The organism is Paraliobacillus sp. PM-2, assembly GCF_001368815.1.
Classification (GTDB): Bacteria; Bacillota; Bacilli; order Bacillales; family Amphibacillaceae; genus Paraliobacillus.
In genome coordinates this window covers 475,441-489,178 of record NZ_CTEI01000002.1, presented here as the reverse complement: position 1 = coordinate 489,178, position 13,738 = coordinate 475,441, and the positions used below count along the sequence as shown (strand labels likewise).

General features: G+C 33.9%; 15 protein-coding genes and 1 riboswitch. All 15 genes read left to right on the top strand.

Going from position 1 to position 13,738, the window contains the following annotated elements; all coding sequences use genetic code 11:
* The first annotated feature begins 8 nt into the window (after positions 1–8).
* The 15 genes from BN1058_RS11305 to minD all read left to right on the top strand — a co-directional run bounded on the left by BN1058_RS11305 (position 9) and on the right by minD (position 13,611).
* Positions 9–1,634, top strand: a complete 1,626-nt coding sequence (locus BN1058_RS11305) for a GspE/PulE family protein (RefSeq protein WP_090857518.1) — start codon at positions 9–11, stop codon at positions 1,632–1,634.
* A gap of 10 nt (positions 1,635–1,644) precedes the next feature.
* Positions 1,645–2,685, top strand: a complete 1,041-nt coding sequence (locus BN1058_RS11300; protein WP_090857515.1) for a type IV pilus twitching motility protein PilT — start codon at positions 1,645–1,647, stop codon at positions 2,683–2,685.
* 33 nt (positions 2,686–2,718) lie between these two features.
* Positions 2,719–3,921, top strand: coding sequence for a type II secretion system F family protein (locus BN1058_RS11295; protein ID WP_090857512.1), 1,203 nt, complete (start codon positions 2,719–2,721; stop codon positions 3,919–3,921).
* 50 nt (positions 3,922–3,971) lie between these two features.
* A riboswitch (cyclic di-GMP riboswitch) is annotated at positions 3,972–4,055 on the top strand.
* A gap of 36 nt (positions 4,056–4,091) precedes the next feature.
* Positions 4,092–4,466, top strand: coding sequence for a competence type IV pilus major pilin ComGC (locus BN1058_RS11290; protein WP_090857509.1), 375 nt, complete (start codon positions 4,092–4,094; stop codon positions 4,464–4,466).
* Positions 4,467–4,543: 77 nt separating this feature from the next.
* Positions 4,544–5,299, top strand: a complete 756-nt coding sequence (locus BN1058_RS11285; protein WP_090857506.1) for a prepilin peptidase — start codon at positions 4,544–4,546, stop codon at positions 5,297–5,299.
* A gap of 14 nt (positions 5,300–5,313) precedes the next feature.
* Positions 5,314–6,231, top strand: coding sequence for a type IV pilus biogenesis protein PilM (gene pilM, locus BN1058_RS11280; RefSeq protein WP_176694506.1), 918 nt, complete (start codon positions 5,314–5,316; stop codon positions 6,229–6,231).
* A 46-nt stretch (positions 6,232–6,277) separates the two neighbouring features.
* Positions 6,278–6,805, top strand: a complete 528-nt coding sequence (locus tag BN1058_RS11275) for a PilN domain-containing protein (protein WP_090857500.1) — start codon at positions 6,278–6,280, stop codon at positions 6,803–6,805.
* A 1-nt stretch (position 6,806) separates the two neighbouring features.
* On the top strand, positions 6,807–7,340 hold the full coding sequence (gene pilO, locus BN1058_RS11270; protein WP_090857496.1) for a type 4a pilus biogenesis protein PilO: 534 nt from the start codon (positions 6,807–6,809) through the stop codon (positions 7,338–7,340).
* Positions 7,341–7,543: 203 nt separating this feature from the next.
* The gene (locus BN1058_RS11265) at positions 7,544–8,437 is read left to right on the top strand and encodes an SPOR domain-containing protein (protein WP_090857493.1); all 894 of its coding nucleotides are present in this window, start codon (positions 7,544–7,546) and stop codon (positions 8,435–8,437) included.
* A gap of 212 nt (positions 8,438–8,649) precedes the next feature.
* Entirely contained in the window at positions 8,650–9,318 is a 669-nt protein-coding gene (radC, locus tag BN1058_RS11260) for a RadC family protein (protein WP_090858283.1), read from the top strand.
* A gap of 222 nt (positions 9,319–9,540) precedes the next feature.
* Complete coding sequence (locus tag BN1058_RS11255) at positions 9,541–10,575, top strand: rod shape-determining protein (protein ID WP_090857490.1); 1,035 nt, start codon at positions 9,541–9,543, stop codon at positions 10,573–10,575.
* A gap of 14 nt (positions 10,576–10,589) precedes the next feature.
* A complete protein-coding gene (gene mreC, locus BN1058_RS11250; protein WP_090857487.1) occupies positions 10,590–11,474 on the top strand; it encodes a rod shape-determining protein MreC in 885 nt (294 codons plus the stop codon).
* Positions 11,474–12,010: a rod shape-determining protein MreD gene (gene mreD, locus BN1058_RS11245; RefSeq protein ID WP_090857484.1), complete on the top strand. Its 537-nt coding sequence runs from the start codon at positions 11,474–11,476 to the stop codon at positions 12,008–12,010. The genes mreC and mreD overlap by 1 nt, the downstream gene beginning before the upstream one ends.
* Positions 12,011–12,134: 124 nt before the next feature.
* Positions 12,135–12,821, top strand: coding sequence for a septum site-determining protein MinC (minC, locus tag BN1058_RS11240; RefSeq protein ID WP_304362516.1), 687 nt, complete (start codon positions 12,135–12,137; stop codon positions 12,819–12,821).
* Positions 12,814–13,611, top strand: a complete 798-nt coding sequence (gene minD / locus BN1058_RS11235; protein WP_090857481.1) for a septum site-determining protein MinD — start codon at positions 12,814–12,816, stop codon at positions 13,609–13,611. Before minC ends, minD begins: the two co-directional genes overlap by 8 nt.
* Positions 13,612–13,738 lie beyond the last annotated feature (127 nt).

Below are 13,738 nucleotides of genomic sequence, written 5' to 3'. Positions count from 1 at the left end.
GGATCGCAATGAATGCAAGAAATAAACGTAAACTTGGTGATGTCTTAAAAGAAAATGGCTTGATAACGGAGCAAGAAATTATTGAAGTACTCGAACATAAGAAAGACAAACAAAAATTAGGCGATGCTTTGGTTGAACAAGGGTATATAACAGAACGACAATTAATTGACGTGTTAGAAATACATTTAAAAATAAAAAGTGTATCTTTGTATCGCTTTCCAATTGATACGAAGTTAATGGATTTTGTTCAAAAGGAATTTGCAAGAGAGAATATCCTAATACCGATTGAACAACGTGAAAATTTATTAACTGTGGCGATGCACGACCCTTTAGATTATTATGCAATTGATTACCTTGAATTAGCTACTGGATTTACAATTAATCCTGTTATAGCAACAAAAGATGATATCTTGCAAGCAATTAATAAGTACTATGATTTAGATGATGCGTATTTAGATCAAGCGATTAGTGATGATGATGCACCTGCTATTCGAATATTAGATCAAATTTTACAAACTGGTATTGCCTTAAAGGCAAGTGATATTCATATTGATCCAATGGAAACAAATATCGTGGTTAGATACAGGGTAGATGGCATGCTACAAACGGAAAAAACAATACCAAAAAAATTACAAAATGCACTGACAGCTCGTGTGAAAATTTTATCTGAATTAGATATTACTGAAACAAGATTGCCCCAAGATGGTAGGATACGCTTGGTGATTGATACCAAACCTGTTGATTTACGAATAGCTACCTTGCCAACAGTGTTTGGAGAAAAAATTGTTATTCGAATATTAGATCTAAGCAACATTTTTAAAAAACTTACAGAGCTAGATTTTTCCTCTGAAACATTAGAGAGATATCAAAAGGTTATAAAAAAACCATCTGGTTTGATATTGTTAACAGGTCCTACAGGGTCAGGTAAGACAACGACTCTATATGGGTCTATTAATGAACTTAACCAAGAAGATGTCAATATAATTACAATTGAAGACCCAGTAGAATATCAATTGCAAGGAATCAATCAAGTACAAGTAAACAATACGGTAGGATTAACTTTCTCCAAAGGACTTCGTTCGATTTTGCGTCAGGATCCTAATATCATCATGGTTGGCGAAATTAGAGATCGTGAAACAGCAGAGATAGCAATACGCTCTGCTTTAACTGGACACTTAGTGTTTAGTACGCTTCACACGAACAGTGCTATTGCTGCTATACCACGTTTATTTGATATGGAAGTTGAACCTTATTTAGTGGTATCTGCTTTAAGTGCTGTAATGGCACAACGTTTGGTGAAAAAAATATGCCCTGATTGTAAAACAACGCGAGTGTTAACCGAAATGGAAAAGCAATTATTAAGAAATAATCAAATGGATATAGATGAAGTGTATGAAGGTGTAGGGTGCGATGGTTGTAGACAGACTGGCTATCGTGGCAGAATAGCCATTCACGAATTATTAGTTATTGATGATAACATAAAAACATTAATGATGAACCAATCAACCATGTCAGAAATTAAAACGTATTTAAAAGAAACTCATATGCGTTTCTTACTACAAGATGGCTTATTTAAAGTAGAAAAAGGTTTGACTACAGTAGATGAAGTGTTACGCGTAGCGACAGAAGAGTAGGTGATCAAAGTTGAGTTATTCTATAGAAGATTTGTTAATTAGAGCTTATCAGAAGAATGCCTCTGATATTCATTTGACAGTGGGAGCCAAACCAATATTTCGAGTTGATGGGAGACTGCAAGCTTTTGGTGAGAATAAGTTGCTTCCAGAAGACACCGAAGCAATGGCAAAAGAGATTTTAACAGAAGAAATGTGGGATAAGTTAGTAGAAGAAAGAGAACTAGATTTATCCCATGGAATTAAGTCTATCTCTCGTTTTCGAATAAATATATATTTTCAAAGAAATTGTATATCACTAGCAATACGTACAATTCCGACAACCATTCCATCCATTGATTCTCTCGGCCTACCTAACGTTATGAAAGAGGTAGCACAACTCACACAAGGTTTAGTCTTAGTCACTGGACCAACAGGCAGCGGGAAAAGTACTACATTAGCAGCAATGATTGATTATATGAATCAAACAATGAATCGGCATATTATTACACTAGAAGATCCAATAGAATATTTGCATCAACATAATCATTGTCTTATTGATCAACGGGAAATTGGTTTTGATACGACAACGTTTCAAAAAGGGTTACGAGCTTGCTTACGCCAAGACCCAGATGTCATCTTAGTCGGTGAGATGAGAGATTTAGAAACCATTTCTACTGCTATTACCGCAGCTGAAACGGGTCATTTAGTGTTAGGAACACTACATACAACAGATGCGTCATCAACGATGGAACGTATTATAGATGTTTTTCCAGCACATCAGAAGAGTCAAATTAGAATTCAATTAGCAAATGTGTTAGAAGCGATCATATCACAACGTCTATTTCCATTAGTTAAAGAAGCGGGAAGAGTGGCGGCTACAGAAATTTTAATTAATACACCTGCGGTGAAAAATCTTATTCGTTCTGAAAAAATGCACCAAATTCCAAATACGATGCAAACATCAAAGGAATTTGGCATGCACACCATGACGATGGATATTAAACGATTATTAAGACAAGGAATAATTAACGAAAGACACGCAGCACCATATGTAAAAGATCTAAAGTATTAGCCAATTAGTTGTTTGTGAAAGAAGGTGTGAAAAATGAAGTATTTTTCATATAAAGCAAAAAATACAGAAGGAAAATTATTGAAAGGTAAAATTAATAGTGAAAGTGAAAGTGAAGCTATTAAACAATTGAAATTAAATGGATTCATTTTATTTGAAATAAAAGAATTGAATTCTGTTTTATATCAAGATATCTATATTGGTAATCCAATTAAGAACAAAGATTTTGTTATTTTCTTACGACAATTTGCTACCTTAATTAACGCTGGGATTACCTTAGTAGAAACAACAAATATCCTTCAAGAACAAACACAAAGCAAAGCTTTAAAAAAGGCTTTAAAACAAGTCCAACTCTCTTTAGAAGAAGGAACAAGTCTTTCTGATGCGTTCGGAGCGTTTCCACGTTTATTTCCTGAATTGTTAAGAAGCATGGTTAAAGCAGGAGAAGTGAGTGGTAATTTAGATGATATTATGAATCAAATGGCAAATTATTATGAAAAACAATATCAATTAAAACAAAAAATTATTACAGCATTAACTTATCCAATAGTGGTAGGGTTCATAGCTATTGTGATTACGGTTTTTTTGTTGGCGGTTATTGTACCGGTTTTTACGAATATGTTTCTGTCATTTGATCAGGAGATCCCTGCGTATACAGCATTTGTATTGCGTATTAGTGATATCGTTCAAACTTATTGGTGGGTTCTATTGCTTGGTCTTATTCTTGTCGCGATAGTCATAAAATTATTATATCGCAATCCAAATATAGCTTATATGTTTGATGGTCTAAAGCTAAGGGTTCCTATTTTTGGGAAGTTTACTCAAAAAGCAATTTTAGCGAGAATGACACAGACATTAAGTTCATTATTAAATAGTGCAGTTCCAATTCTTCAGGCTGTAACTATTACAGAAAATGTAATTGAAAACAAGGTAATTAAACAAGTATTAAGTGATGCGAAGACTTCTTTAGAGCGAGGGGAATCTTTAGCAACGCCGATGAAAACTCATTGGGTGTTTCCTAAGTTAATTACACAGATGATTATAGTAGGGGAGCGGACTGGTTCAGTAGATGCCATGTTAAAGAAGGTGTCGAACTTTTATGAACAAGAATTAAATGAAAGTTCTGATAAATTAAAGGCATTAATAGAACCAATTATGATTATCTTTCTTTCTCTCGTAGTAGGGGCGATCGTCTTAGCAATCATTATACCAATGTTTAACCTATTTGAAACAATTTAAGACGGTAATTAGTTCTAAAGTTATAGACATTAACTATAAATATATTATAATATGTATATAGGCGCATTGAAAATCTATCTTTATCTGGGCACTTGGATAGATCGGAGCTAGTAGTGCAACCGACTGACAATAGAGTGATTTTTTTATTTATTCTAATTGGAGGGATGAAGATGAGAAGGAGATTAAGAAAGGTATTTCGTAACGAGAAAGGTTTTACATTAGTAGAACTTTTAGCAGTTATTGCTATCCTAGGTATCATTGTTGCTATTGCAGTGCCTGCTATTGGTAATATTACGGAGAAGGCTGAAACTAATGTAGATGAAGCACAAAAAGAATTGGTATTTGATGCAGTACGATTAGCAGAGTTGGACGAAAACGAAAACTTTACCTTTACTAGTGGTACTACAACAGTACAAGATCTGGTTGATAATGGTTATTTAGAAGCAACTGGAGATTTTGCTGAAGACTCAGATGCAGCTATTCTAGACAAAACGATTTATAAAGATGGTACCACCTACACGTTTGACAATCCAGATGGAAAATAAAATAAACACATTGACATATTACGTAGGAGAGATCTCATGATAGGTATGAGATCTCTCTACATATATAGGAGACAAATATGAATAATTATTTTATTATCACCTTTTTTATTCTTGGAAGTGTATTTGGTTCTTTTTTTAATGTAGTAGGGTTACGTGTTCCTATGCAAAACTTTTTAACTTCTAATCGATCATATTGTCCATCTTGCAAAAGGCAATTATCATGGTATGAATTAATCCCCATTCTCTCCTATGCATTTCAAAGAGGAAAATGTAAAGGGTGCAAACAGCATATCTCTATCATTTATCCCTTCATCGAATTATTTACTGCCTTTTTATTTGCGCTAAGTTATTCTTTGGTTGGTTTCGAAATAGAGTTAATCATGGCATTAAGCCTCACTTCTTTAGTTGCCATTATCATGGTAACTGATTTAAAATATATGGTCATTCCGAATAAAATACTATTATTCTTTTTACCTATTTTTATATTAATTAGATTTTTCTCACCATTACAACCTTGGTGGTCTTCAATTGTAGGAGCATTAATTGGTTTTTTTCTTATTTTTTTTATTATCTTGTTTAGCAAAGGCGGAATGGGTGCGGGTGATATGAAATTATTCGCAATATTAGGTGTTGTGTTAGGCTATCAAGGGATTCTGCTAACCTTTTTTATTGCTGTTTTATTAGGTTCAATAAGTAGTGCTATATTGCTATTATTAAAACAAGTTGATCGGAAAACAGCCATTCCATTTGGTCCATATATTTGTATAGCGGCCTGTATCACGTACTTCTGGGGATATGATATAATTAACTGGTATGTGACATCATTTTTTTAAGGATGAATAGAGAGATGAAATTTTTTGCAAAATACAGAGTGAACCTATCGTTAACGGATTCCGTTATTCGGTATTTCTTTCAAAATAAAAAGCAATGTGATTATGGGGAAATTGAATTAGAGCCGGGGATAGTAGAGGATGGTAAGATTATTGATCGAATGAGCTTAATCGGTGTGCTGAAAGGGTTAGTTAACAAGAAAAAATGGAAAAACAAAGAAATTGCTTTTTGTGTCCCTGATGCATTCGTTACCTTGCGAGAAGAACTGGTGCCTAAACAATTAAACAAAGAAGAAGTAAAAAAATATATTTTACTAGAATTAGGTAATACTATTCGTTTACCTTTTGATCGACCTGTTATTGATTATACTATTATTGGAGAAGAAGCGGATAAAAATAAGATTTTATTAATTGCTTACCCACAGGAACGGCTTGATTCTTATAAAGATGTGTTTGAACAAGCAAATCTAAAGTTGGTGCTTGCGGATCTATCCTTTTTATCTGTTTATCGATTATGTGCTCAGCGTGATTTGATTCGTCCAGAAGCCCATTTGTTAAACATACAGTGGAGAAAATCAGACTTAGTACTGACTGTATTCCATAACCATCAGCCAATTTTTAATCGTCACGTCTATCATGCAGCAAGTAGTAAATTAGACACAGTTGATAATAAAGAATTTGATAGACAGACACTACAAAATCTGATAGATGAACAATTGATTACAATTGAACGGTTTATGGATTTTTATCAGTATTCGATTATGAATAATGAAGCCCAAATTACGGATATATTATTGTCGGGTGATTTTTTATTTGATGATTTATTAAAAGAATTGTTGCAAAGTAGATTTAATCTTTCTGTTTATACACCGTATTTGCCAGAAGAGCTTCCATTAGCTTATGCTGAGTTGTATGGATTAACATTAAGATCTTAGTTATTTTTATTCTCTTAATTTAAATTTTTGTAAGGAGAGCAACTGTATGATAGAGATTAATTTAGTCGAAAAGAAAAAAGTAAATGCATCTCCATATTTATTAGTAGGAACTTTCTTAATTGGCATAGCTATCATTACAGTTAGTTTGTTCGTTTATCAGGAAAATTTAAATGAGAAGCAACAATTGTTAATGAATAGTAAACAAGAAAATAGCCTTATACTGAATGAAATTAGAGAAAAAAACATTATTATCCAACAGAAAGAAACATTAACGAATCAAATTAGTCAATTACAACATAAGATTTATCCTAGTACCTATTTATTGAATCAGGTTTATCAAGTTTTACCTGATGAAGCAAGAATAGAAGAATATTATTTTACAATTGAAGATGGTCTAAAAGTCAATATTAAAACGAATTCAATCAATGATACCTCTTTGTTTGTTCGTGCTATGAGTAAGCTAACATTTATAGAGAAGTCAAATTTATTAAGTTTAAACAAAACAAGTGATACATATATGGCAGAGTTTACTTTTCAAGTTAGCAAAGATTTTTTATTAGAGGAAGCTGATTAATATGACGATAGAGTGGAACAAAAAGTATTCAATTATCCTTGTTATCATTTTACTTCTCTTAGTCTTAGGTAGCCTATTTTCCTTTTATCATTTTGTTTACCCTGTTCATGATGAAGTAGAACAACTTGAAACGGAGATAGCAACACAAAATCAATTAATTGAAAAAACAACTAAGGATGAACACACTATTGAAGAGGCTACTGAAATAGTTGAAAACTTACAACAACAATTACCAAACCAAATAGCAGTTGATCAATTGCTACTTAAATTCAAGCAAATAGAAGAAGCATCAGGTGTAACAGTAACGAAGATAACGAAAAGTGAAGAAGACGCGCGATCGAAAGGTTATTCAGAACTTTTGACATATACGTTTCAAGTAGATTTTGATGCCGATAATTTTAACGAAATGAATCAATTCCTGACAGCAATCAGTAATAACGAACAATTGATGGAGCTACATCATATTGAATTTACTAATTCTATTAACAAAGTGAATGCAACTACAACAATTACAACCTTTTACCAATCAGAATGAGAAAATTTATAATCTATTTAAAGAACCGATTCATGGTTCTTTTTTTATACTTTGGAAAAATATTACTCAACAAGCCCAATAGGGATGATAGGATTGCTAGTTTTGTAGAAAAATAACTTATCTCATTAGACAAAACTCGCCTTTCTTTTTCTTTAAGATGTGATAGAGTATGGCAAACAGGATAAAAGAATGGAGCGAGTTTGATGGATGAAAGAAATAAAGTGATTGTAAAATTAAATAATAAAACGATAGAATCAGCTAGCTCTGAAACAAAAGAACCGTATAACTGGTACCAAGAACAAGCAGCTTCCCTTGATGATAACGAAGAGCCGAATGAGTTTGAGCGTAGATCGACTAATTATGACACACTACCTAAAAAGAGAGACAAGACATATCTTAAGCGGGTTTTGTTAACAGCTAGCATGGCGATTATGATTGGTATTGGTTTTGGTTTTTTTGTATTAAAAATGTTTGTTCAAATAGATGATACTAAACCAACCATATCCAATCAGGAGACTAGTGCTATAACTGAAGAAGAGGAAGATTCATCTGCTAGTAATCAAGAAAAAACAACTGTTACATTGGAATCTATCACAGGATATGTTGTACAAGCTGGTTTGTTTTCGACAACAGATAAAGCAGATGAATGGAAAGACAAACTTGTTGCATCAGGATATGATGCTTTCTCTTGGGAGACGAGTGAAGGTTTTCGTTTATTCGTAAATGTATACGCTACGAAAACAGAAGGAGAGAAGTTAGCAAATGAATTAATTGATGCAAATTTAGATGGATATGTACGTGAATGGACAACAGAATCGAAATCAATCAAATTAAATAATACAGAGGGTGAATGGATACAACAGTTTTCAACATTATGGAAGGATACAATGAAGAAAACGAATAAGGAAGCGGTAGTGGAAGAGAAAAAAAAATGGTCGAATTGGCTTTCGTCTGCTCCAGCCCCGTTGTCTGAATATTCCAGTTCTATTAAAAAATCCGGTGAAAAATTTGTAGAGTTATTAGAAAAAAATACATCTGGCTATCGGATCTCTACTCAATTAATCCAACTTTGGTATTTATATGATCAAACTGATTAAAATAAAAGCGTAAAAAAACAAAATCGATAGATGTATCGTTTGTATCCATTAGAAAATGAATATTGCTATTGTCAAGATAGGAAAAATAGGGGTATAAGAGCACGTATTAATTCAGAATAGTTATTTGTTTTGTTGTAGTCATATTCGTAAACTAGTTACATTACAGTAACTTTTACGAATGAGGTGAGAAAGTGGATAAACTACATGTCACAATGAAAGATGTTCCTAGACAAGACCGACCTAGAGAAAGATTGGTAAAATTAGGAGCGAGTCATGTCTCCAATCAAGAACTATTGTCGATATTATTGGGAACAGGTACGAAAGAAGAGTCGGTACAGGAGCTTGCTCAACGTGTGCTTATGCATTTTGAAGGGATTAATTTGTTACGAGACTCTACGCTAGAAGAATTAACAGCAATTAAAGGGATTGGTACTGTCAAAGCTGTTATTATTCTTGCGGCGATTGAACTTGGTAATCGGATAAACCAACTTAAACCTCAAGAGCATTACTGCATAAGAAGCCCAGAAGATGGTGCGAATTTTGTAATGGAAGAAATGCGCTTATTGAAACAGGAGCATTTTGTTTGTCTTTTTCTAAATACAAAGAATCAGGTTATTCACAGACAAACCGTTTTTATTGGGAGTCTCAATGCATCGATTGTTCATCCTCGCGAGGTATTTCGAGAAGCTGTTAAGCGTGCTGCTGCGTCGATTATTTGCTGCCATAATCACCCATCTGGCGATCCATCCCCTTCACAAGAAGATATCCACGTTACCAAAAGATTAGCCGAGTGCGGTAAGATGATAGGAATAGAACTTTTAGATCATTTAGTAATTGGTGACCATAAATTTATTTCATTAAAAGAAAAAGGATATGTATAGTACTATCTATTTTTTGTATTTTTTCGTATAATTATATAGACGAAATTTTTATTAGCGCCATTTTACAAGTTTTGCTTGTGTTTGGCGCTAATTGTTATGATAAATGGAAATATCGTCCTAGTAATTTCATGTTATGATATATATAGGGAAAATAAATATTCATTCATGCATGTAATAATAAAATGAAATAGACATCGTTAGGTTTAGAGAGGGAGATTTAAGTTGGCATTTAGTTTATCACAAGACTTAGGTATAGATTTAGGTACCGCAAATACATTAGTTTATATGAAATCAAAAGGAATTGTAGTTAGAGAGCCTTCTGTTGTTGCGCGAAATAATTCAACAGGAGATATTGAAGCGGTGGGAAGTGATGCCCGTAATATGATTGGCCGTACACCGGGGAATATTTCAGTTATCCGACCGATGAAGGATGGCGTGATTGCGGATTATGATACAACTGCTGCTATGATGAAATATTATATCCGTTTAGCACAAAAGAATCGTTCTGCGTTTGCCCGTAAACCAAATGTAATGGTTTGTGTACCCTCAGGGATTACCATGGTAGAAGAACGTGCTGTTATTGATGCTACAAAACAAGCAGGTGCAAAAGAAGCTTATCCAATTGCAGAACCGTTTGCTGCTGCCATTGGAGCTGGGTTACCAGTTTGGGAGCCGACTGGAAGTATGATTGTTGATATTGGTGGTGGAACAACAGAAGTGGCCATTATATCATTGGGTGGTATTGTTACAAGTAAATCCATTCGAATCGCAGGAGATGACATGGATGATGCAATTATTCAGTATGTTAGAAAGAAATACAATTTAATGATTGGTGAACGTTCTGCAGAATCAATTAAAATGGACATTGGCTATGCAGGAAAACCTACAAACAATGACGAAATGGATATCAGAGGTAGAGACTTACTAACTGGTTTACCAAAAACAATTACCATTACAGCCGAAGAGATTTCTGGTTCTTTAAACGATACAATCAATGCAATAATTGATGCTGTGAAAAATACATTAGAGAAAACCCCACCTGAATTAGCTGCAGATATTATGGATCGAGGGATTGTGTTGTCTGGTGGTGGGGCACTACTTTCTGGATTAGACGTGATTATAAGTGATGAGACAAAAATGCCTGTCTTTATTGCTGATGCCCCTCTCGATAGTGTAGCTATAGGTACTGGGAAATCATTAGATTATATCCAACATTTCAAATCGCAACCTAATATAGCTACAAGATCAATGGATTAAGTGGGTGTTGATGCATGTCTTTTTTTCGTAGGAAAAGGTTGTTCACTATATTAATTGGTATTATCATCCTTGTTGGCTTAATTGGATTTTCTATTCGTGATCGACAAAGCTTAACGGCACCAGAACAATTTGCTAAAGATGCGATCAGTTGGATGCAGCAAATAATTCATACACCAGTAGAATACGTGTCATCGATTATCACTAATCTTGATGATATGAAAAATGTATACAAAGAAAACCAACGATTAAAAGAGGAACTTAGTCAGTACCAACAGACATTGTATGAAATTCAAGAACTTCGTAAAGAAAATGAAGAATTATCATCGATCATTGATAAGACAGATTCTGATAAACTTGATGCTTACCATCCAATCCAGGCATCTGTCACTGCTCGAAGTCCCGAGCAGTGGTTTCAACAAGTAACCATTAATAAAGGATTACAAGATGGTGTAGAAAAAAACATGGCAGTTATTACAGGCAAAGGAATGATAGGTAAAATTCAATCGTCATCACAGTTCTCTTCCACTGTGCTATTATTAAATGGATTTGATCGTTCAAACCGTATTTCTGTTAAAGTGAATCTACCTAATCAAGAAGAAGATGCTAGTGGATTTATCTTAGGTTATGATAAAGAGCGAGAGGCATTATTACTTGAATTCACGGATTATGATCGAGAAATCAAAGAAGGAACGTTTGTATTTTCTTCTGGATTAGGTGGGGTTTTTCCAAAAGGATTAGAAATAGGAGAGATAAAAGAAGTTACAATGGATCAATATGGTTTAAGCCAAGTAGCATATGTAGAAACGTCAGCAGATCTATCTAATGTCCATCATGTTATTGTGGTAGATCGTATGATGGATACTTCTACACAAGGAGTTACAGGAGAGGAGGAAGAGTAATGTCACGCATTTATATTCCTCTCTTACTCCTTTTCTTATTTGTAATGGAAGGTATTGCTTATGATTTTATACCATCCGCTATGTTGGACAAAGGTTGGTTGTTTATTGCGCATTGGGCGTTTATTTTCATTGTTTTAATGGCTCTGTTTTATGATCTGGAATATACCTACTACTCTATATTAGCTGCTGTGATCATCGGATTAATGACAGATGTTATCTATACGGATATTATTGGCGTATATATGTTTGCATATGGGTTAGTCGTTTACTTAATTCATGGTATGCGTAAAGTATTGCATGCTAATTTCTTTGTAACATTATTGTTGGTTATTCTTGGGGTGACATTAGTTGATGGTGGCATATCATTTGTTTATTATTTTATTGGAATAAACAATATGCTTATTTCAGATTACCTTCTACAGCGATTGTTACCAACACTTGTTCTAAACGTAATCGTATTTTGTATCCTTTATCTTATTTTTAAGAATCGACTTTCTAAATGGTCAGTGCAACGCTTTGATACAAAAAGCTCATAGTATTCCGTTACTGCCATTCAGTAGTATATATTTTGGAATGATAGGTGAGGGGAAATGCATTTTCATAAGTACTATATCAATAAATGAGCTTTTCTAATGATATGAAGAATGAGGTGAACCAACCGTGACAATAAACAAGCAAATGATAACAATAAAGGGAACACGGGATGGCTTAACATTAAACATAGATGATTCCTGTTCTTTCACAGTAATATTAGAAGAATTAGATCGTGTCCTTTCTACTGAATATATTGATGAGGATGCTCCGATGATAACGGTGACAATACATTTAGGGAATCGGTATTTACATAAGGAACAGGAGCAAGCGCTTCGTGATTTAATTCGTAGTAAACATAAGTTAGTTGTACAAGCGATTGAATCGAATGTAATTTTAAAAGAAGATGCATTAAGATGGAAAAATGAAAACGAAATGAAAGTTATCACAAAAATGGTTCGTTCAGGACAAGTGATTGAAGTAACCGGTGACGTGTTATTAGTTGGCGATATTAACCCTGGTGGGAAATTAATTGCTACAGGTAATATTTTTATCTTGGGTAGTTTAAGAGGAGTTGCACATGCTGGGTATCATGGTAATAGACAGGCGGTAGTTGCTGCCTCTTATATGCAACCAATGCAATTGCGCATCGCAGATCATATTAGTAGATCACCAGACTATGAATCAGTTGGCGTCTATATGGAATGTGGCTTTATTGATGAGAAAGAAGAGAAAATAGTCATCGATCGATTGCAAATTCTTACACAAAAAAGACCTGAGTTAAATGGGTTTGAAAGGAGAATTTTAAATGGGTGAGGCAATTGTAATCACTTCTGGAAAAGGTGGTGTGGGTAAAACAACTACCACAGCAAATTTGGGTACTGCACTTGCATTAAATGATAAAAAAGTTTGTTTGATGGATACTGATATTGGACTTAGAAATTTAGATGTAATTATGGGACTAGAAAACCGTATTATCTATGATATTATTGATGTTGCCCAGGAACGTTGCAAACTCAAACAGGCATTAATCAAGGATAAAAGATTTGATTATCTATACCTTTTACCAGCTGCACAAACGAGTGATAAAACTGATTTAACCCCTGAAGCAATGGTGAAAATGATTGTAGAACTTAAACAAGAGTTTGATTATATTTTGATTGACTGTCCTGCAGGAATTGAACAAGGCTATAAGAATGCGGTTGCTGGTGCAGATAAGGCTATTGTTGTAACAACGCCTGAAAGGTCTAGCGTACGTGATGCAGATCGTATCATTGGTTTATTAGAAAAAGAAGACCTTGAATCTCCAAAACTAGTGATTAATCGTATTCGTAATCATATGATGAAAAACGGTGATATGCTAGATATTGATGAAATCGTACAGATTTTATCCATTGAGCTTTTAGGCATTATTGCTGATGATGATGAAGTGATTAAAGCATCTAATCATGGAGAACCTGTGGCATTTCAGCCAAATACGAGAGCATCACTTGCATATCGGAATATTAGTAGAAGAATCTTAGGTGAATCAGTGCCTCTACAGTCTTTTGAAGACGACAAAAGTGTCTTATCAAAAGTGAAAAAATTTTTTGGAATGCGTTCATAAAGAAAGAAGAAGTATTTACGTTTTTTCGTAAGTACTTCTTTATGTTTATGCATAAATTAATTTTTTAAAAGAAGCTTTTATTTTATTCTGGAAGTGTACACATAATAAGTAATATTCGTTCATAGAC